Here is a 20,439-nt window from a genome sequence, read left to right on the forward strand (position 1 = left end):
TGCGCCGTCGATCTGGGGCAGGGCCGGGTGCAGGACTTGATGGGGAGGTCCCGGGAGGGGCGGAACCGGGAGACTGAGGACCGGCTCCGCCCCATTTGAAGAAAGACATCTTCGGGACGACACTACCTTTGCAGGCTCCGTGCCAAATCGACGGAATCCCACAAGGCAGCGCCAAACGATGGTTAATGTGTCTTGCCTTGCTTTGGCAACTGTAAAAACTACCGACAGAACGATCGAAAACCGCGCGCGCCCTGTCGCGCAGGCTCTTGGCAAGGCTGCCCCTCGCGCGCATGGTGCATGCATGGACGAGACGGATGACCTGGGGGACAACGAAGCCCCGCCGATTGCCACCCCTGCTGCCACGGTCGTGGTGTTCCGCCGCGATCCCGCCGGGGGCCCTGCGCAGATACTGATGGTGGAACGATCCAGCGAGATGAAGTTCGCAGGCGGTGCTACCGTGTTCCCCGGCGGCAAGGTAGATCCCGACGATCACGACCTGGCGCAGCGCTTTGGCAGCCACCTCGACCCCGAAGACGCTGCCGCTCGCGTCGCCGCCGTGCGCGAGGCGCTGGAGGAAACCGGCCTTGCCATCGGTATCGCGGGCGATGTCACGGCGCAAACCGCGGCCGAGGCGCGCCGCGTCGCCATTTCCACGGGCCGCCTCGCCGATGCGCTCGCCCATTTCGGGTGGAGCCTTGATCTCGACAGCCTGGTTCCCTGGGCCCGCTGGTGGCCTCGCCACCGCCACATCCGCGTGTTCGACACCCGCTTCTATCTCGCCGACCTCGGCACCGGCGCGGTCGACATCGCGGTCGACGCCACTGAAAATCGCCACCTGTTCTGGGCCAGCGCCAGCGAAGCGCTGCGGCTGGCCGACGAAGGCGCGATCAAGGTGATCTTCCCGACGCGGCGCAATCTCGAACGGCTGGCCGCCCACGCCGATTTCGAGCGGTGCCGCGCCCATGCGCTGGCAACGCCGGTCACCACCATCACGCCCCGCATCGAACTGCGCGATGGGGTCAAGTGGCTGACGATCCCGCCTGAAGCGGGGTATCCTTACGATGGCGAGCCGCTCGAAAGCGCATCGCGCGCCTGACGGCGCGCGCGCGGGCACTCGCAATATCCCTTAGGGTAAAGGCCTAGGCTTCTGGCCGGTCCGCTTAAGGCGTCTGCGGTATCCTCCCGGTTGGAGGTCCCGTCATGCCGCAGCCCAAGTTCCGCGCTCCCGATTACGCCGGTTTCGCGCCCGAAACCGAAGCGGCGCGCGTTGCGCGACTGGCAGGTGTGGGCGATACGCCGGTCTATTCCCCGGTCCACCGGCTCCAGTCGGAACTGGCGATTTTCGAACGTGGCCAGCGCGATGCCGATCACTATCCCGGCTGGTTCCGGGTGAGCTTTCCGATTGCCAGCTCGGCGGTGCTATGGGCGGCGATCCTGTGGGGGGCCGGTCTGTTCGGCTGAGGCGCAGCGCCGGAAGGACGCTCAGGCCGCCTGCTTCAGCGAAAGACGATCAGCGCCAGCCCGATCCAGAACACCTGGCTCAGCGCAAGGCCGATGATCAATCCGCGCGTCGCCGAAACACCTTCCGGATCGATCTGGAATTTGGTCGTGGCCACGCCGTTGCGTGGACTGCGGTTCCTGGTCATCCTGTGCCCTTGTTCCGGCCCGGATCTGCGCCCGGAACCGCATGTGCGACCGTCTCCGTCAGGAAACGCCTTTCGTTCCAATCACCTCTACCACACAATGGTTCCACGACATGGCACCATCGGCGCGCCTGAGGCTTCACTTTCGACGTCTACGTTACATAAATTGTTATTAACGCGCAATCGAAAGGGCCCGGTTTTCGGCCAATTCGGGCGCAATCGCTCGTCGGTTCCGCAGCAAAGACGACGCGCTGGTTCACACCGCCAGATTGAGCGAGCGGATCAGCTTCCACACCGTTTCGTGCAGCGTCTGCGCCTCGCACAGCGATAGCTCGGGGTCCGTTCCCATCCGGCCTGCCATCTTCGCCGGGATCGCGCGCGCGGCCTCGCGCAGGTCCGATCCCTTGGCGGTCAGTGACACGATCACGCGCCGCTCGTCCTCGGGATCGCGCTGGCGCGAAACCAGCCCCGCCGCTTCCATCCGCTTGAGCAGCGGCGTCAGCGTGCCGGTGTCGAGAAACAGCTGCTGCCCGATCTCGCCCACCGCGCGTGGCGCACGCTCCCATAGCACCAGCAGCACCAGATATTGCGGATAGGTCAGCCCCAACTGATCGAGCAGCGGGCGATAGGCCCGCGTCAGGATGTTCGACGCGGCATAGAGCGGAAAGCACAGCTGCCGGTCGAGACGCAGGACTTCGTCCGCCGGGTTTGCCATGCTTTCCATATGTCCCATCTCGTCAGGCTGTCGTCACGTTGATGGCGACGTCAATATTGCCTTTTACCGCGTTCGAATAGGGGCACGTCGCATGGGCGGCGGCGACGACCTGTTCGGCCTGTTCCTGCGCGAGGCCGGTGATCGCGACATCGAGCGCCACGGTCAGCACGAAGCCGCCGCTGGCATTGGGGCCGATGCCCACGGTGGCGTCCACGATGATGGCGTCGTCGGCCACCTTGGCGCCCATGCCGCGGGCAACGTGGATCACCGCGTTTTCGAAACAGGCGGCATAGCCGGCGGCGAACAGCTGTTCGGGGTTGGTGGCGCCGCCCTTGCCGCCGAGCGCGGTGGGGAGGGCAAGCGTGACGTCGAGCAGGCCGTCGTCGGTGCTGACACGGCCGGCGCGCCCGCCGACGGCGGTGGCGCGGGTGGAATAGAGCGTGCTCATGGTCTGCGATTCTCCTGTCGGACAGCGATGCGCTGCCTGCATATACATTACGTCAAATAATATTGTGGGCAATGTAAAATGCGCTGCCGCTTTCACGGAGGGGGGCATTAGGGTTGCCCTTACCGTGATTCCGCCGCTTTCAGGCCGGTTTTAGCCGTGTGTTAACCATGCCTATCAAGCGCGCGGTGAAGGGTTGGGGACGATCCTCCCTCCTCATGAACAGCCTCCTTGCACGACTCACCCCCGGCTCCCTTGTCCGCGCGGCGCGTGTCGCCGCCGTGGTGCTCTTCGTGGCATTGATGGTGGGCTACGCCGAAAATGTCCTGACGGTGGAGACCGTCGGCATGGGCGGCTTCGGCCTCGCCGCGCTGTTGCTGCTGGCTTTTCCCGAACAGCGTGCATCGGAACTGCTCGGCGCGGTGGCGATCTGGTTGACCACCGCCGAATTCATGTCGGCGGCGCAGACGGGCACGTTCCAGCACTGGCGGTGGGCCGTCGCGGTTGCCGCGCTTGCGGTCGTGCTGCTGCCCTTGCGCGTCGAATACCTGCGCCGCCTTGCTCGCACCGCGCCCGACCGCACGATCGGCGAGCTTGATCGCCGCGCCTTCGCCATCGGTGCTTTGCCGCACACGCCTGCCACGCTCGCCACGATGCGTGGTCAGGCGGAAGGCCCCGCCATCAAGGCGTAAGCCCGCCGCCCAGGCTGCGGTACAGCTCGACCATGTTGCTTGCGCGCGCCAGGCGCGCTGCAACCAGCGCCTGCCGCGCCGCATAGGCGGTGCGCTGGGCATCGAGCGGCTCAAGGTAGCTTGCCACGCCATTGGCAAAGCGCGATTGCGAAATGCGCGCGGCTTTCGCGGCGTTGTCCGCCAGCGATGTCTGCGCCGCCACCTTGGCATCGATCGTGCCGCGCCGGGCGAGCGCATCGGCCACTTCGCGGAAGGCCGACTGGATCGCGCCTTCATAGCTCGCCAGGGCCGCATCGCGCGCGGCCTTGCTGGCGGCAAGGTTCGCCGCATTGCCGCCGAAGTCGAACAGCGTCTGGCTGGCCGTGCCGCTGGCGCTCCAGCGGAAGGCATCGCCCGAAAACAGCGACGACAGGCTCTGGCTGGCAAGGCCCAGCAGCCCGGTCAGCGAGATCGAGGGGAAGAACGCCGCGCGCGCCACGCCGATGTCGGCATTGGCGGCCTTCAGCAGATGCTCGGCCTGCACCACGTCGGGCCGCCGCAGCAGCACCGCCGATTCCAGCCCCACCGGCAGGTTCGTCAGCACCTGATCGCCCGCGCCCAGCGTCATCGGCAGGTTCTCCGCCGTGACCGGCGCGCCCGCCAGCAGGTCCAGCGCGTTCTTCGCCTGCGCCAGATCGGTTTCGTAGTCCGCCACCGCCGCGCGGGCGCTGTCGACCTGCGTCTGCGCCTGCGCCACGTCGAGCCCGGTGCCCACGCCATTGGCCTCGCGCCGGCTGTTGACGCGCAGCGATTGCTCCTGGCTCGCCAGCGTCTCGCGCGCCACGGCCAGCGCATCGGCGGTCGCGGCATGGGTCAGCCAGGCGTTGGCAACTTCGGCCACGAGCGCGATCTGCGCCGACTTGCGGCCTTCGTCGCTCGCCAGATAGCTTTCGAACGCGGCGCGCGTCAGGTTGCGCCGCTTGCCGAACAGGTCCAGCTCGAACGCCGAAACGCTGGCCGAGGCGCTGTAGCTTTCGGTCGTGCCGCTGCCGAAGTTGCTCCCCGTGCTGGCAGAGGCTGTCGAATTGTGCGTCACGCTCGCCCCGGCGCTGGCGCCGATGGTCGGGAACTGCCCGGCGCGCTGCACGCGATAGAGCGCGCGGGCGCGTTCGACATTGGCGACGGTGGCGCGCAAGTCGCGGTTCCCCGCCAGCGCCTGCGCGATCACCGCCTTCAGCCGGCTATCCGTGAAGAACGCCTGCCAGCCCATCGCGTCCACTGCGCCATCGCCGGGCGCGAGCGCGGGATAGGCGGCGCCTTGCGGCAGGGCGGGTGGCACCGGCGCTGCGGGCTGCACGTATTTCGGCGCAAGGTTGCAGGCCGACAGCGCCAGCAGCGACGCCGCCGCCGGGATCGAACGAACGCGCGTCATGCCACAACCTCCGAACCGACTTCGGGCGCTGGCTTGGCCTTGCGCGAAAACAGCCGCTTCACCAGAATGAAGAACAGCGGCACGAAGAAGATCGCCAGCGCCGTGGCCGACAGCATCCCGCCCATCACCGCCGTGCCGATCGCGCGCCGCCCGTTGGCGCCCGCACCGCTCGCCACCACCAGCGGCACCACGCCCGCGATGAAGGCCACGCTGGTCATCACGATCGGGCGGAACCGCAGCGAGGCGGCCTCCATCGCCGCCTCGAGCGGCGACAGCCCGCGTTCCAGCGCAGCTTCGGCGAACTCGACGATCAGGATCGCGTTCTTGGCCGAAAGCCCGATCGTGGTCAGCAGCGCCACCTGGAAATAGATGTCGTTATCGATCCCGCGCAGGGTCACCGCCAGCACCGCGCCGATCACGCCCAGCGGGATCACCAGCAGCACCGACACCGGCACCGACCAGCTTTCGTAAAGCGCGGCAAGGCACAGGAAGATAAAGAAGATCGACGCGGCATAGAGCAGGCCCGACTGGGAACTGGCCGCGCGTTCCTGATAGGACAGGCCGCCCCACGCCACGGCATAGCCTTCGCCCAGCTGGCTCGCCTTGGCTTCCATCAGGTTCATGGCTTCGCCCGAACTGGTGCCCGGCGCGCCCGTGCCCTGCAACTGCTGCGCCGCCACGCCGTTGAAGCGCCGCAGGATCGGCGGACCGCTGCCCCACTTTGCCGTGGCAAAGGCGGAGAAGGGGGCCATCGTGCCATCGTCGCTGCGCACGTACCACTGGCCAAGGTCCGCCGGGTTCGACCGGAACGGCGCATCGCCCTGCACATAGACGCGCTTGACGCGGCCTCGGTCGACGAAATCGTTGACGTATGTCCCGCCCCAGGCGGTCGAGAGCGTTGAATTCACGTTGGCGGGGGAAATGCGATAGGCGGTCGCCGCACCGTCGTTCAGGTCGACCTTGAGCTGCGGCGTGTCCTCCAGCCCGTTGAAGCGCACTTGCGCCAGCCTGGGATCGGCATTGGCCGCCTCGACCAGCGTCTTGCGCGCCTGCGTCAGCGCATCGACGCCCTTGCCGCCCGCATCCTGCAACCACATCTCGAACCCGCTCGAGTTGCCGAGGCCCCGGATCGCAGGTGGCGACAGCGCGAGGATCTGCGCCTCGCGGTCGCCCGCGAAGTGCTTGCCGATGCGCTGCGCGATCGCGCTGGCGCTGTGGTCTGCGCCCGACCGCTCGCTCCATTCCTTCAGCATCACGAAGCCCATCGCGATGTTCTGGCCCGAACCCTGGTTGCCGCGCCCGGCCGAGGTGAAGACGTGGACCACGTCCTCCTTCTCGCTGTCGCGGATATAGTCGGCAACGCGCGACGCCACTTCGCGGGTCTGCTCCAGCGTGGCGCCAGCGGGCAGGGTGATCGACAGCATCAGGTTGCCCTGGTCCTCGTCGGGCAGGAAGCTCGTCGGCAGCCGCGCATAGAGCAGCGCCATCGCCCCGGTCAGCCCCACGAAGGCCAGCATCCACGGACGCGGACGCCCGACGAAGCGTTGCAGCCGCCCCTGATAGCCGCTCTGCAAGCGATCATAGCGACCGTTGAACGCATCGAAGAAGCGGCCCTTGGGCTTTTCCTCGCGCGCCAGCAGCGTGGCGCAGAGCGCGGGGGTCAGCGTCAGCGCCACCAGCACGGACAGCGCCATGGCCGAGACGATCGTCACCGAGAACTGACGGTAGATCGCGCCGGTCGATCCGCCGAAGAACGCCATCGGCACGAACACCGCCGTCAGCACCAGCGAGATGCCGATCAGTGCCGAGGTAATCTCGTCCATTGACTTCACCGTCGCGTCGAGCGGCGAGAGGTGCTCCTCGTGCATCACGCGCTCGACGTTCTCGACCACCACGATCGCGTCGTCGACCAGCAGGCCGATCGCCAGCACCAGCCCGAACATGGTCAGCGTGTTGATAGTATAGCCCGCCAGCGCCAGCACGCCGAACGTGCCCAGCAGCACCACCGGCACCGCGATCGCGGGGATCAGCGTGGCGCGCCAGTTCAGCAGGAACACGTACATCACCAGCACGACCAGCCCGATCGCCTCGAACAGCGTCCAGACCACTTCCTCGATCGAGATCTTCACGAACAGGCTGCTGTCACGCGGATAGGAAACCGCATAACCGGCGGGCAGGTCCTTCGACAGTTCGACGACCTTGTCCTTGACCAGTTGCGCGGTCTTCATGGCGTTCGCCCCCGACGCGAGGCTGATCGCAAGGCCAACCGAAGGGTGCCCGTCGAACCTGTTGAAGTTGGCGTAGCTTTCCTGTCCCAGTTCGACCCGCGCCACGTCTTTCAGCCGCACGACATTGCCGTTCGCGTCGGTCTTGACGATCACGTTCTCGAATTCGGGAACCGTCTGCAGGCGCGAGCGCGCGGTCACCGTGGCGTTCAGGCGCTGGCCCTGGGGCGAGGGCTGCGCGCCCACTTCGCCCGCCGAAACCTGCGTATTCTGCGCCTGCAAGGCGGCGGTCACGTCCGACGGCATCAGGCTGACCGCAGCGAGCCTGGCCGGATCGAGCCACACCCGCATGGCATAGGGCGCACCGAACACGTCGGCGCTGCCCACCCCTTCGACGCGCGAGAGCGGGTCCTGGAAATGCGTCGTGATGTAATCGGCGACGTCGGCATTGGTGCTCTTGCCGGTCGAATCGTACAGGCCGACCACCAGCAGGATGTCGCTCTGCGCCTTGTTGACGTTGAGGCCCTGCTGCTGGACCGCTTGCGGCAACCGGCTCAGCGCGCGGCTGGTGGCGTTCTGCACCTGCACTTGCGCGGTGTCGGGATTGGCGCCCTTTTCGAAGGTCGCAGTGATCGAGGCCGAGCCCTGGTTGCTGCTCGACGTGAAGTAGAGCAGCCCGTCGATGCCCTTGAGCTGCTGCTCCAGCACCTGCGTCACGCTGTTCTCGATCGTCTGCGCATCCGCGCCCGGATAAGTCGCGTTGATCGAGATCGTCGGCGGTGCGATGTCGGGATATTGCTCCACGCCCATGCGCGTGATGGCGAGCGCGCCCGCCGCCATGATGACGATGGCAATCACCCAGGCGAAGATCGGGCGGTGGGCGAAGAAACGCGACAGCATCGCTGGACCCTTACTGCGCCGCTGGGGCGGTCGGGACGGGCTGCGCGGCCACGGCCTTGACCTTCGCGCCCGGCTTGGCCTTCATCAGCCCGTCGACGATCACCTTGTCGCCGGGCTTCAGCCCTTGCGTGACCAGCCACTTGTCGCCGATGGCGGTGTCGGCGGTCACGTCGCGCGCCTCGACTTCGCCCTTGGCATTGACCAGCAGCACCGAGGCACCGCCGCGCGGGGTGCGGCTGACGGCCTGCTGGGGCACGAGGATGCCATTGGGCACGCTGGCCTGCGCCAGCCGCGCACGCACGAACAGGCCGGGCAGCAGCGCGCCTTGCGGGTTGGGCACGCTGGCGCGCAGCGTCACCGTCCCGGTATCGCTGGCGACATCGACATCGGTGAAGTTCAGCTTGCCCTCGACCGGATATTCGCTGCCGTCCGCCAGCACGATCCGCACCGGGATCGACCCCACCGCCGCCAGCGAACCCTTGGCAAGCGAGCGGCGCAAGGCCATGAAATCATTGCCCGACTGCTGGATGTTCACATACATCGGATCGAGCTGCTGGACTTTGGCCAGCGGGTCGGCCTGGCTCGCCGTCACCAGCGCGCCCTTGGTCACGCTCGACCGCCCGATCCGCCCCGTGATCGGCGCGGTGACGCGCGTGAAGCCGAGGTTCACCTGGCTCGATTGCAGCGCCGCGCGGCTGGCCGCCACTTGCGCGCGGCTCTGGTTATAGGCAGCCAGCGCATCGGCGGCATCCTGCTTGCTCACCCCGCCTTGGCCCGAGAGCAGGCGATAGCGCTCGGCCTTGAGCCGGTTGGCCTCCACGGTTGCCTCCGCCGTCGCCAGCGCGGCGCGCGCCTGGCTGGCGCTGGCGGCATAAAGGCGGCTGTCGATCTGGTAGAGCGGCTGGCCTGCGCGCACCAGACCGCCCTCGCTGAACAGGCGCTCGGTGACGATGCCCGACACCTGCGGCCGCACTTCGGCGATCAGCGAGGCTTCGGTACGGCCCGAAAGCTCGGTCACCAGCGGCACGTTCTCGGCCCTGGCGACCATCACCCCCACTTCGGCGGGCGGCATCTGCTTGTCGTCGGCCTTGGCGCCGCACGCGGCAAGCATCAGGGCGAGGGCGGCAGGAGACGTGAGGGCAAGCAGGCGGCCGGGAAGCAGGCGAGGGGCAGGCTGGCGCAAGGCAGGTACTCTCGAAGCGGTGGTCGTCGGTGGAAGCTTGGTGCAGCGCACAAAGCAGGCGCTGGCCCCGAAAGCTCCCCCGACGGAACGGGTTCCCGCCGCGTATCCGCCCTGAACCAAAAGGCAGCGCGCGACGAGTCGTGAACGCCCGTTAACACAGCAAGGGCGGCAATCCTCCACCCTTGTGGGAAGGATTGCCGCCCTACGACATATTATTACAATTGCTCGTCAGTGTCTTACAAGTTGGGCGCGCTTCACCGCGCCGCGAACAGCAGCCGCCCCGGTCCGAGCGCTTCGAGCACGTGGCCGATCTCGCGTTGCGAGACGGCGAAGCAGCCCTGGCTACGCCCGATGCGGCCCTGGCTCGCGGCCATGTCGTTGTCGACGTAGCTCGCCGCGTGGATCACGATGCCGCGCACGTCGGCCTGGTCGTTTTCGGGATCAAGGCCGAACAGGCGGCGCGAGCGGCCGTGCTTGCCGACATAGGTCGGCCCGGTGACGAACGCGCCGCTGCACGATGCTTCCGACCCCAGGCGGTTGGACAGGCGCTGCACCCAGCCGCTGTTACCGGGATCGGAGCCCTTGCCGTGCGAGACGAGGTGCGTCGACAGCACGCGGCCACCGGCGATGTCGACCAGGTGGAAGCGCGGCTCCCGCGAGGGTTGCGAAAAATCGACCACGCCGACCACGTCGCGTTCGGCGATGCGGGCATGGTGCATTTGCAGCGCCGCCAGCGCCTGCGGCAGCAGGGCCGGGGCATCCGGGATGGTCTGCACGCTGGGCACGGCACCGGGCGCGGCGAGACCCCAGGGCGCCGTCGGCGGAAGCGCGAGTCCACTGGCCGCAGGATTCTGCGGCGCGATGGCGTTGGCTGCCGATCGCGGAAACAGCATTGTGGTGGCGGATGCCGCCATGGCGCCAAGGAACTGGCGCCTGCCGAGCGTCATGATGCGAGACCCCGAATTGCTCTTGAAATGCAACGTTTGTTGTTTGAACACGATCTAGGTTAGCCTATTCCCGATTTCAAAGCCTTGCGGGGACATCATGCGGCGAAACGTGCTTTGTGCGGCATTGGCCGTTGCTTTTGTGGGAACGAATTGCCCCATCGCGCGTGCGCAACCTCTTGCCGCAGCCACGCCGCACTGGTCGTCCGAATCGCTCGCGGCGCTCCATCACGCGGCCGAAACCGCCCCGCAGCAGGCGCTGCCCGCGCCCGATCTCGCCCCGCTCGTCGCGGCAGAACGCCTTGGCGATTCCGCCGCGATCGATCATGCCGCGACCGATCTGGCGCTGTGTCTCGCGCGCCAGACCGCGCTCGGCTGGAGCCCGGCGTCGGCCCATGCCGCCTGGCACATCGCCGATACCGACGCGCGCATCGACTTTGCCGGAGAACTGGCCAGCGCGCTGGGTGCGGGCGCGCTCGAGGCGTGGCTTTCCGGCCTGCAGCCCCGCCAGCCCGGCTTTGCAGCGCTCCTCGCGGCCCATGCAGCAGAGGCCGATCCGGCGCGCAAGGCGACGCTGGCGCGCAACATCGAGCGCTGGCGCTGGCTGCCGCGCGATCCGGGGCGCGAATACCTGCTGGTCAATGCCGCCGCCTTCCGGGTCGACCTGTGGCGCGATGGCAAGGTGGTCGACAGCCACCGCGTGATCGTGGGCAAGGTGAAGTCGCCCACACCGGTCTTCTCGGCCACGGTGCGCGGTGTCACGCTCAACCCCTGGTGGGACATCCCGGCCAACATCGTCGCCGAAAGCGTCGGCGCGATGGTGCGCCGCCATCCCGCGCTCGCGCGCAAGCGGGGCTATGTGTGGGGCGGCGGGCGCTATCGCCAGCGGCCCGGCCCCGGCAATTCGCTGGGGGTGGTCAAGCTGATCATGCCCAACAGCTTCAACGTCTATCTGCATGATACGCCGTCGAAATCGCTGTTCGACCAGCCGGTGCGCACGTTCAGCCACGGCTGCGTGCGCGTGGAAGATCCGCTGGGCCTTGCCGCCACTCTGCTAGGCGATCAGGCCAGCCGCGCCGATATCGACCGCATCGTCGCCGCGGGTCGCACCACCGACCTCAAGCTGGCGCGCAGCCTGCCGATCTTCATCGCCTACTTCACGGCCGAGGCCGGGGCGGACGGCGCGATCGCCTTCCACCCCGACGTCTACAATCGCGACCGCGCGATGGGCGATGCCGATGACCTGCGCAAGCCTTGCCCGGCGTAAGGCGCGCTCAACCCGATAATCAGGCCGGCAGGTCGGTGAACCGGCCCGCCACCGCGATCTCGCGCACCGGCTTGCGCGCCGAGGGGGCCTCGCGCTCGCGATAGCCGTCGGGCAGCTTTTCGGGGGCATCCTTGCGCCCGATGACCACCGCCGCTTCGACGCGCACGTCCTCGGGGATCGCCAGCTCCTCGCGCACGCGCGGGAAGTCGATGCCGACCATGGCGTGCGCGTGATAGCCCATGTGCGTCGCCTGCAAGGCCAGCAGTGCCCAGGCCGCGCCTGCATCGAAGCTCGCGCTGCGGTTGGGCTTCGCGCCGTCGGGGCGGGGGAAGGTGCTTTCCGACAGCACGAACAGCAGCGCGCCCGCGTCCTTGGCCCAGACCGAATTGCCCGGCACCAGCAGCGAGACGAAGTGCTCCCAGTGCGCATCCTCGCGCCGCGCATAGAGAAAGCGCCACGGCTGCTGGTTGTAGGCCGAAGGGGCAAGGCCTGCCGCTTCGAGGATCACGTGCAGGTCGGCTTCGGGAATGGCGCTGGCGTCGAACGAGCGGGGCGACCAGCGGTCGGTGATCAGCGGCAACACGCGGGGATCGGCGGTGCGGGCGGTCATCTGGATTCTCCTGGCGGGAAGGGAATGGGGCCGGGGAGGGCACCTGGCCGCTCCCCGCTCGGGTCATCTTGTGCGGTCAGCTGCGCTGGAAGGCAATCCGCCCGCCGCCGAAGGCCGCGACCTGCAACAGACCGCCGGCCATCGCGACGTTCTTGAAGAAGTGGATCAACTGGTTCTGGTCGCCCAGCTGGTTGTGGAAGGCGAGCGCGGTGACGATGGAAAAGCCTGCCAGCGCCAGCGCGACGAGGCGCACGCGATAGCCCGCGATCAGTGCGAGGCCGCCGCCGAGTTCGACCAGAACGGCCGCGGCCAGCGCCAGCTGCGGCAGCGGCAGGCCCGCGCTCTGGATATAGGCAATGCTGGCGGCAGGCGCGGCCACCTTGGACAGTCCGCTCAGCACGAAGATCGCGGCAATCAGCACGCGCCCGCCAAAGGCGAGCAGCGGCTGGGCGGCGGGCGTGGCGGAGGTTTCTACGGCAGTGGCAGTGGCAGTGGTCGTGGTCATGGGGCGGGATCCTTGGAAAGCGGACTGGAAGAAGGGTTCCGGTGCGGCTGTCCGTCCCGGCGAGGCCCTTCCTAGGCGCATCCTATCTCACCCAAAATCCGGATAAAGACGTCCGGAACGTTCGATGAATCCGAAAAGCGTGTCCTTCATGCCGCACTTCGGCGCTCGCCGATCGCTGACTCCAAACCGTCACCAATCTGGCGCGATTCTGCAATGCAGCAGGATTAGCTGCTGCGCTGCAAAACAATCACAATGAGGGAAGCTCAATGCGTTACGTACCCTACCTGCTCGCCACTGCGGCGATTTTCGCCAGCGCGCCCGCACTTGCACAAGATCAGGCAGCGCCCGCGGCCGATGCTGCCGCATCGCCTGAAATCGTCGTCTTCGGCGCTGGCCAGACCCGCCAGGTCCAGGAAATCTCGAACGCCGACATCACCATTCTCGCCTCGGGTTCCAGCCCGCTGAAGGCGATCGAAAAGCTGCCCAGCGTCAACTTCCAGTCCGCCGACGCCTTCGGCAACTACGAATGGTCGACGCGCATCACCATCCGCGGCTTCAACCAGAACCAGCTCGGCTTCACGCTCGACGGCATTCCGCTGGGCGACATGACCTATGGCAACCACAACGGCCTGCACATCAGCCGTGCGATCATCCCCGAAAACATCGGCGGCACCACCGTCAGCCAGGGTTCGGGTTCGATCGACACGCAGTCGACCAACAACCTCGGCGGCACGCTCCAGTTCACCTCGATGGACCCGGCCGTGATGCTCGGCAGCGCCAACCAGGCGCTCGATGTCAGTGCGACCGCGGGTTCGGACAACAGCTATCGCGGCTTCGTGCGTGCCGCGATCGGCAAGGCCGATGCCGCGCGCATCATGGGTTCGTTCGTCTATGGCACCACCGACAAGTGGAAGGGGGATGGCGAGCAGCGCCAGTGGGCCGTCAACGCCAAGGCGATCGTGCCGGTGGGCGATGTCGATTTCGACGGCTTCTTCAGCCATTCGGACCGCGCCGAGCAGGACTACCAGGACCTCAGCCTCGACATGATCAAGCGGCTGGGCCTCAACTGGGACAACCTCGGCCCCAACAAGTATGCGCTGGCCGTGCAGATCGCCGAAGTCGGCGCCAACCGTGGCGACACGCTCACCGCGCTCAACACCACCCCGTTCAACCCGGCCGCCGGCACCACCTATCCGTCGCCGGTCGCCAGCGCCGATGATGCCTACTACGATGCGTCTGGTCTGCGCCGTGACACGCTCGGCGCAATCGGCGTGACTGCGCCGTTCGGTGGGGCGTTCACGCTCAAGCTCAAGGCCTACCACCATCGCAACGATGGCCAGGGCACCTGGGGCACGCCTTATGTCGCCTCGCCCAGCGGGGTGAACATGGCGCTGCGCACGTCGGAATACACGCTGCGCCGTTCGGGCCTGTTCGGTAGCATCGCCGCCGATCTCGGCATGAACCAGATCACCGTGGGCGGCTGGTACGAAAACAACGACTTCACCGTCGCGCGCCGCTACTATGGCTACAAGAGCCGCACCGAAGCCGGTCGCGACCACCTGAAGTTCCAGCACAACCCGTTCTTCACCGAATGGGAAATGGACTTCAACACCAAGACCTACCAGTACTACGTCGAGGACACCATCGACCTCGGCGTTGCCAAGGTGAACTTGGGCTGGAAGGGCTTCAACGTCGACGTGACCGCCGATCCGGTGGTCAACCTCACCAGCCGCGCTTCGGGCAAGCTGCGCACGCGTGACTGGTTCCAGCCGCACGCGGGCATCAGCGGCAAGATCGTGGGCGATGTCGAAGCCTTCGCCGGCTTCACGCAGGTCACGCGCGCTTTCGTCGGCTCGACCTTCAGCGGTCCGTTCCAGACCACGCAGGCCGGGTTCGATGCGATCAAGGGCAAGCTCAAGCCCGAACAGTCGGACACTTACGAAGTGGGCCTGCGCAGCAACAACAGCCGCCTCAACGCGGTGCTGGCCGGCTACTGGGTGAACTTCCGCAACCGCCTGCTGTCGATCCCGACCTCGGTCAACATCGTCGGCTCGCCCAGCGCCGTGCAGAACGTGGGCAACGTGCGCGCACTCGGCGTCGAAGCGGCCGTCGACTACAAGGCGACCGACGCGATCACCCTGTTCGCCTCGTACAGCTACAACGACACCACGTACCGCAACGACGTGACCACGGGCACGGGCAAGACCTATGCCACCAACGGCAAGACTGTGGTCGATGCCCCGCGTCACCTGCTGCGCGGCGAAGTCAGCTATGACGACAAGGCCCTGTTTGGCCGCATCGGCGTCAACTACATGTCCAAGCGCTACTTCACCTACACCAACGACCAGTCGGTGCCGGGTCGTGCCATCGTCGATGCGGCGCTGGGCTATCGCTTCGACATGGGGATGCGCCAGCCGGTCGAACTCCAGGTCAACGCGACCAACCTGTTCGACAAGGGGTACATCGCCACGATCGGTTCGGGCGGCTTCGGCTTCTCGGGCGACAACATGACCCTGCTCGCGGGCGCGCCGCGTCAGGTGTTCGTGACGTTGAAGGCCGGCTTCTGATGAAGCACAAGGGAGCGATGAACATTCGTCTCCTCAAGGGCGCGGCGCTGCTTTGCAGCGCCGCGATCCTCGCCGGACCGGGGGCGCTGCAGGCGCGCCCGGTTCTGCTCATTTCCATCGACGGCCTGCGCCCCGGCGACGTGCTGGAAGCGGACAAGCGCGGGCTGAAGGTGCCCAACTTGCGCCGCATGGTGGCAGAAGGCGTCTCGGCCACCGGCGTTGTCGGCGTGCTGCCCACGCTCACCTATCCCAGCCACACCACGCTGATCACCGGAGTCGCGCCCGCGCGGCACGGCATCGTCGGCAACACCACGTTCGATCCCAGGCAGATCAACCAGGGCGGCTGGTACTGGTACGCGCAGGACCAGAAGGCGCGCACGCTGTGGGACGCCGCGCACGACGCAGGGCTTTCCACCGCCAACGTCCACTGGCCGGTCAGCGTGGCGGCGAAGTCGCTGACGTGGAACCTGCCGCAGATCTGGCGCACCGGCCATGCCGACGATGCCAAGCTGCTCAAGGCGCTGGCGACCGACGGCCTCGTCGACGAACTCGAGCACGATTGCGCCGACCCCTACGCCGCCGGGATCGACGAATCGGTCGAAGGCGACGAAAATCGCGCCCGCTTCGCCGCCAGCCTGATCGCGCGGCACAAGCCGGGCTTCATCACCGTCTATCTGGCAGGGCTCGATCACCAGGAGCACGCCACCGGGCCGGGTTCGGCGCAAGCCAACGCCACGCTGGAACGGCTCGATGCGCTGGTCGGCACGCTCACGGCGGCAGAACGCGCGGCGCATCCCGATGCCGCCGTGGCGGTCGTCAGCGACCACGGCTTTGCCGCGACCGATACCGAGGTCAATTTCTTCCGCGCCTTCATCGATGCCGGCCTGATCACGCTGGATGGCGATGGCAAGGTCGCGGGCTGGGACGCCATGCCATGGCCCTCGGGTGGCTCGTCGGCCTTCGTTCTCGCCCGGCCCGACGATGCCGTGCTGCGCGACAGGGTCCGCGCCGTCCTCGACAAGCTCGCAGCCGATCCCGCCGTGCGTATCGCCCGCGTGCTCGATGCCGCCGCGATCGCCGCGCAAGGGGGCAACCCGCAGGCTGCGTTCTATGTCGATCTCCAGTCGGGCGCGGTCGCCTCGCCCTTTGCCGGGGCATCGGCGCCGCTGGTGCGTCCGGCGCGCGTGAAAGGGATGCACGGCCATTTTCCGGACCTTCCCGAAATGCGCTCGACCTTCCTGCTGACGGGGGAGGGGCTGCCCGCCGGGCAGAGCCTCGGCCAGATCGACATGCGCGCCATCGCCCCGACTCTGGCGCGTCTGATGAATGCCGACCTGCCCGATTCGCAGCAGCCTGCGCTGGATATCGTCAATCGGAAGTCAAAAAGGTGAAATAAAAATGTCATTTCTGATGGCGGCGACCGCGGCATACACCGCGAAACAAACGGAAAACCGATTGTTTAAGTCGAGCCCGTCAATTTGACGTCAGAAACCCGCTAAAAATTACAAACCGTTCAGCAAACCTGTCACAGAACTGTCTTTCGACAGGCCTAGTGCGACCTCGCCCGGGGGGACAACAACGTCTTCGCAAGTGAGGGAACCATGACTTTCAATTACCAGATTCGCGCCGGTCTGCTGGCCGGAGCGGGCGCGTTTGCGCTCGCCGCCAGCCCCGCCATTGCCCAGACTTCGATCTCTGTCGCGCCCGCTGACGAGCAGGCCGCTGCCGAGCAGTCGGGCGGCACCGGCTACAGCTCGGGCCTGACCGAGATCGTCGTCACCGCGACCAAGCGTGAGACCAATCTCCAGAAGACCCCGATCTCGATTTCGGTGCTCGCGCCCGAAGCGATGAAGGACCGCCACGTCCAGAGCCTGATCGACCTCGCCGATGGCGTGGTCCCCTCGCTCCGTGTCGCCACCTTCGAAGCCCGCCAGTCGGCACTGACCGTCGGTATCCGCGGCATCGTGCCCTTCGACGCCAACCAGACTGCGCGTGACACGGGCGTCGGCGTCTACATCGATGGCGTCTACCTCGGCCGCTCGCAGGGCCTGAACGCCGCCCTGCTCGACGTCGAGCGCATCGAAGTGCTGCGCGGGCCCCAGGGCACGCTGTTCGGCCGCAACACCGAAGGCGGCGCGGTCTCGATCGTGACCCGCAAGCCCACCGGCGAATTCGGTGGTCGCGTTTCGGCCGGCGCTGGCAACTTCGGCAGCTACAACGGTGAACTGCACCTCAACCTGCCCAAGATCGCGGGCATTGCCTTCAAGCTCGACGGCATCGTGCAGCACCAGGACCCGACCGTGAAGAACCCGCTTTCGGGTCAGGCCGGCTGGAACCAGTACGACCGCAAGGGTGGCCGCATCACCGGGCTGTGGGAGCCGGTCGACGGCCTCTCGGTCGAAATGTCGTATGACCGCGCGCGTGACGAGAACACGCCGTTCTACAGCCAGCTGGTCAACTACAACCCGAACGGCCTGCCGATCGCCACGATCGCACAGATCACCGGCAACGGCGGCAAGGTGCCTGCCGGCTTCATCGCGCCGCTTTCGCCGCTCGTCACCGTCAGCGGCGGCAAGCGCATGACTACCGCCGACATCGGCGTGCCGCAGCAGCCGAGCGTGGACGATACCCACGGCTTCACCTCGCTGATCAAGTACAAGGTCGCGCCGGGTCTGGAACTGCGCTCGATCACCGCGTGGCGCGGCGTCGACACCAACCAGTGGGACAACTCGGGCGGCGCACACCGCACGATCTTCTCGCCCAACGCCAACTTCAGCCGCTATTCGCTGTCGGACCTGCACCAGCGCCAGTTCAGCCAGGAACTGCAGGCTGTCGGCAGCCTCGACAACGTCGATTACGTGGTCGGCCTCTACTACTTCACCGAAAGCGTCCGCGAATTCGCAGCCACGCCTTCGACCAACAAGTGGAACGCGGACGGCACCGGCTACACCATCAACGACGCGCTCACCTGGAACGAGGCCAACTGGTCGCGCCAGCGTGACAGCAACGCCGTGGCGCACAGCTACGCCGCGTTCGCACAGGCCACCTGGACCCCGGTCGATCCGCTCCACATCACCGTGGGTGGCCGTTACACCAAGGACAAGCGTCGCGGTACGCTGACCACGGTGCAGAACAAGCCGACCAACTTCCCCTTCACCTTCGACAAGAACCGTTTCGACCCGATGGTGACGTTGGCCTATGACGTCGCCTCGAACGTCAACGTCTTCGCCAAGTATTCGACCGGCTACCGCGCCGGCGGTGCCAACTCGCGTTCGCAGACTTTCGCTCCGTTCAACCCCGAAGCGGTGAAGTCCTACGAAATCGGCGCGAAGATGGACCTGCTCGACCATCGCGTCCGCCTGAACCTGGCGGGCTACATGATGGATCGTACCGGCACCCAGATCGATTTCGACAACGTCGATACCGATCCGACGAGCCCGACCTACAACCTCCACACCGAGGAAACCGGCAACGCCCCTGGCAAGTCGAAGATCCGCGGCGTGGAAGCGGAGCTGACCGTCAAGCCGACCCAGAACCTGACGCTGGGTGCCTCGTATGCCTACACCTACACCAACATTCCGGCGACGCTGAACCCGTTCCTCAGCAAGCCCGGCGCTCCGGTGTACACGCAGGTGTTCGTGGTGTTCACGCCTGACCATGCGGCGGCGGCCTATGCCGACTACAACGTGCCCATCGGTGGTGCAGGCACCAACCTGCGCTTCCACATCGACGCCAACTACGCCAGCTCGATGTACTCGTTCCAGAACGAGACCACCAAGACGGACTCGAGCTTCATCGTCAACGGCCGCATCGCGCTGGCCGACATCCCGATGAACGACAACGGTCAGAAGCTGACGCTGTCGGCCTGGGCGCGCAACCTGCTCGACGAGACGCACATCTACCGTCGCTCGTCGGCCAATGCGAACACGCTGGGCGACTACGCCAACTTCAACGCGCCGCGCACCTTCGGGTTCGACGCGACCGTGAACTTCTGAGACTGGGTTCGGGGCAGGCTCACCGGCCTGCCCCGGCATGGTTCCACCCTGAACTGAAGGCGGCAGGAGCGATCCTGCCGCCTCTTTTCATGCCGGCAAGACGCGCGACATCGCCCCCCCGATCAGCGGGCGCAGGTGCGGAAGCCGGTGGAGATCAGGCGGCGCGCAGTGCCTTGTGCTTGGCGATCAGCCGCTCGTAGCTGGCGAACAGCTCGGCGAAGTGATCGTCCATCGTGCGCGGCGGCGGCAGATCGGCGCGCGGGCCGGCCAGCCCTGCCAGGCGCTGCGTGGCATAGTCCACCACGGCATCGGCGGCAGCACCGGCATCGGCGCTTTCGTAGATGAACCCGCCCGAGGCGCGCGCCTGGTCCGCCGCGCCGCCTTCGTCGGGCGCGATCAGCGGCAACCCGCTGGCGCGGGCTTCGGCCGCGACCATGCAGAACGTCTCGGCCTCGCAGCCGTGGATCAGCGCGTCGGCGCTCGCCATCACGCGCGCCAGTTCGCCGCGTGCGGTGATCGGGGCCAGAATGCGGATATGCGGGTTCTCGCCGATCTTGCGCTCGATCGCCTTGCGGTCGCGCCCTTGCCCTGCCAGCACCATGCCGACGGGCGTGCGCGTGCCCGCCGCCGTGACGGCTTCGACCAGCATCGGCCAGCGCTTTTCGGGCGCGAAGCGGCCCACGCCCAGCAGCAGCGTGGCATCGGGCGGCAGGTCGCACATCGCCAGCATCCCCGCGCGCAAGGCTTCGTCGCGCAAGGTGGGCGAGAACACGCCCGGATCGACCCCCATCGGGTTGGTCACCACCCGCGTCAGCCCGCCCGCGCTCAGCCGGTCGCTCAGGCCCTGGCTGGCGCTGACGATCATGTCGTAGCGCTCGTCCAGCCGGCGCAAGTGCTGCCAGTAGCGGTCGAACAGGCTGTCGATCGTGGTGCGCGTGGCGATCGGATCGAGCCAGCGATAGGCATAGGCCGACAGCGGATCGGCGTGCATGATCAGCGCGCGCGGGGTATCGCCCGGCCACTCGGCAATCACCGAGGCGCTGCGCCAGGGCGAGGACGCCTCGACGAAATCGGGCTGCTCGCGATCGAGCGCGGCATAGAGCCCCGGAATGTCGGAGAAATAGCGGTAGTTGAAATCGAGCGGGAACAGCGTCGATTTCAGCCAGACGATCCGCGCGTTGGGCCCGCGATGCTCCACGTGGTCGCGATCGCCCGGCGCGATGACCACCACGTCGTGGCCCATCGCCGCGCCCGCCTTCAACTTGCGGTCGACATAAGTACGGACGCCGCCGCCCTTCGGCGCATAGAAGGCGCAGACATCGACGAGCTTCATCAGA

General features: G+C 67.0%; 17 protein-coding genes. 7 read left to right on the plus strand and 10 right to left on the minus strand.

Translation table 11 applies throughout. The features are described 5' to 3' along the window. Nucleotides 1–301 precede the first annotated feature (301 nt). Both K3A84_RS07265 and K3A84_RS07270 read left to right on the plus strand, forming a co-directional pair. Entirely contained in the window at nucleotides 302–1,096 is a 795-nt protein-coding gene (locus K3A84_RS07265) for an NUDIX domain-containing protein (RefSeq protein ID WP_225008657.1), read from the plus strand. A gap of 104 nt (nucleotides 1,097–1,200) precedes the next feature. Continuing rightward, nucleotides 1,201–1,461: a hypothetical protein gene (locus K3A84_RS07270; RefSeq protein WP_225008658.1), complete on the plus strand. Its 261-nt coding sequence runs from the start codon at nucleotides 1,201–1,203 to the stop codon at nucleotides 1,459–1,461. Between the two features lie 35 nt (nucleotides 1,462–1,496). Here the strand turns inward: K3A84_RS07270 and K3A84_RS07275 are convergent, their stop codons facing one another. From K3A84_RS07275 to K3A84_RS07285, 3 genes are all read right to left on the minus strand, one after another. Then, the gene (locus K3A84_RS07275) at nucleotides 1,497–1,646 is read right to left on the minus strand and encodes a hypothetical protein (RefSeq protein WP_225008659.1); all 150 of its coding nucleotides are present in this window, start codon (nucleotides 1,644–1,646) and stop codon (nucleotides 1,497–1,499) included. Nucleotides 1,647–1,899: 253 nt separating this feature from the next. After that, nucleotides 1,900–2,376, minus strand: coding sequence for a MarR family transcriptional regulator (locus K3A84_RS07280; RefSeq protein ID WP_318248283.1), 477 nt, complete (start codon nucleotides 2,374–2,376; stop codon nucleotides 1,900–1,902). A gap of 4 nt (nucleotides 2,377–2,380) precedes the next feature. Next, on the minus strand, nucleotides 2,381–2,806 hold the full coding sequence (locus K3A84_RS07285) for an organic hydroperoxide resistance protein (protein WP_225008660.1): 426 nt from the start codon (nucleotides 2,804–2,806) through the stop codon (nucleotides 2,381–2,383). A 215-nt stretch (nucleotides 2,807–3,021) separates the two neighbouring features. Here K3A84_RS07285 and K3A84_RS07290 point away from each other — a divergent pair, with 215 nt between their 5' ends. Beyond that, nucleotides 3,022–3,495: a hypothetical protein gene (locus K3A84_RS07290; RefSeq protein ID WP_225008661.1), complete on the plus strand. Its 474-nt coding sequence runs from the start codon at nucleotides 3,022–3,024 to the stop codon at nucleotides 3,493–3,495. Here the strand turns inward: K3A84_RS07290 and K3A84_RS07295 are convergent. From K3A84_RS07295 to K3A84_RS07310, 4 genes are all read right to left on the minus strand, one after another. Next, entirely contained in the window at nucleotides 3,485–4,906 is a 1,422-nt protein-coding gene (locus tag K3A84_RS07295) for an efflux transporter outer membrane subunit (protein WP_225008662.1), read from the minus strand. The two genes, K3A84_RS07290 and K3A84_RS07295, sit on opposite strands and share 11 nt — an antisense overlap. Further along, nucleotides 4,903–8,031: an efflux RND transporter permease subunit gene (locus tag K3A84_RS07300; RefSeq protein WP_318248284.1), complete on the minus strand. Its 3,129-nt coding sequence runs from the start codon at nucleotides 8,029–8,031 to the stop codon at nucleotides 4,903–4,905. The genes K3A84_RS07295 and K3A84_RS07300 overlap by 4 nt, the downstream gene beginning before the upstream one ends. A 10-nt stretch (nucleotides 8,032–8,041) precedes the next feature. Then, nucleotides 8,042–9,214, minus strand: a complete 1,173-nt coding sequence (locus tag K3A84_RS07305) for an efflux RND transporter periplasmic adaptor subunit (RefSeq protein WP_318248285.1) — start codon at nucleotides 9,212–9,214, stop codon at nucleotides 8,042–8,044. Nucleotides 9,215–9,468: 254 nt separating this feature from the next. Further along, the gene (locus K3A84_RS07310; RefSeq protein ID WP_225008663.1) at nucleotides 9,469–10,161 is read right to left on the minus strand and encodes a murein L,D-transpeptidase catalytic domain family protein; all 693 of its coding nucleotides are present in this window, start codon (nucleotides 10,159–10,161) and stop codon (nucleotides 9,469–9,471) included. A 139-nt stretch (nucleotides 10,162–10,300) separates the two neighbouring features. Here K3A84_RS07310 and K3A84_RS07315 point away from each other — a divergent pair, with 139 nt between their 5' ends. Then, a complete protein-coding gene (locus K3A84_RS07315) occupies nucleotides 10,301–11,425 on the plus strand; it encodes a L,D-transpeptidase family protein (protein WP_225008664.1) in 1,125 nt (374 codons plus the stop codon). A gap of 19 nt (nucleotides 11,426–11,444) precedes the next feature. Here K3A84_RS07315 and K3A84_RS07320 read toward each other — a convergent pair whose 3' ends face one another. Together K3A84_RS07320 and K3A84_RS07325 are read right to left on the minus strand one after the other, a co-directional pair. Continuing rightward, entirely contained in the window at nucleotides 11,445–12,035 is a 591-nt protein-coding gene (locus tag K3A84_RS07320; RefSeq protein ID WP_225008665.1) for a nitroreductase family protein, read from the minus strand. 76 nt (nucleotides 12,036–12,111) lie between these two features. Continuing rightward, complete coding sequence (locus K3A84_RS07325) at nucleotides 12,112–12,540, minus strand: DoxX family protein (RefSeq protein ID WP_225008666.1); 429 nt, start codon at nucleotides 12,538–12,540, stop codon at nucleotides 12,112–12,114. Nucleotides 12,541–12,806: 266 nt separating this feature from the next. Here K3A84_RS07325 and K3A84_RS07330 point away from each other — a divergent pair, with 266 nt between their 5' ends. The 3 genes from K3A84_RS07330 (at nucleotide 12,807) to K3A84_RS07340 (ending at nucleotide 19,102) form a co-directional block, all read left to right on the plus strand. Further along, complete coding sequence (locus K3A84_RS07330) at nucleotides 12,807–15,107, plus strand: TonB-dependent receptor (protein ID WP_225008667.1); 2,301 nt, start codon at nucleotides 12,807–12,809, stop codon at nucleotides 15,105–15,107. 17 nt (nucleotides 15,108–15,124) lie between these two features. Beyond that, nucleotides 15,125–16,498 (plus strand): alkaline phosphatase family protein, encoded by a 1,374-nt coding sequence (locus K3A84_RS07335; RefSeq protein WP_225008668.1) that lies wholly within the window; start codon nucleotides 15,125–15,127, stop codon nucleotides 16,496–16,498. Between the two features lie 210 nt (nucleotides 16,499–16,708). Then, on the plus strand, nucleotides 16,709–19,102 hold the full coding sequence (locus K3A84_RS07340) for a TonB-dependent receptor (protein ID WP_225008669.1): 2,394 nt from the start codon (nucleotides 16,709–16,711) through the stop codon (nucleotides 19,100–19,102). 154 nt (nucleotides 19,103–19,256) lie between these two features. Here K3A84_RS07340 and K3A84_RS07345 read toward each other — a convergent pair whose 3' ends face one another. Next, nucleotides 19,257–20,435, minus strand: a complete 1,179-nt coding sequence (locus K3A84_RS07345) for a glycosyltransferase (protein ID WP_225008670.1) — start codon at nucleotides 20,433–20,435, stop codon at nucleotides 19,257–19,259. Nucleotides 20,436–20,439: the final 4 nt, after the last annotated feature.

This window comes from Novosphingobium percolationis (assembly GCF_020179425.1).
Taxonomy (GTDB): domain Bacteria; phylum Pseudomonadota; class Alphaproteobacteria; order Sphingomonadales; family Sphingomonadaceae; genus Novosphingobium; species Novosphingobium percolationis.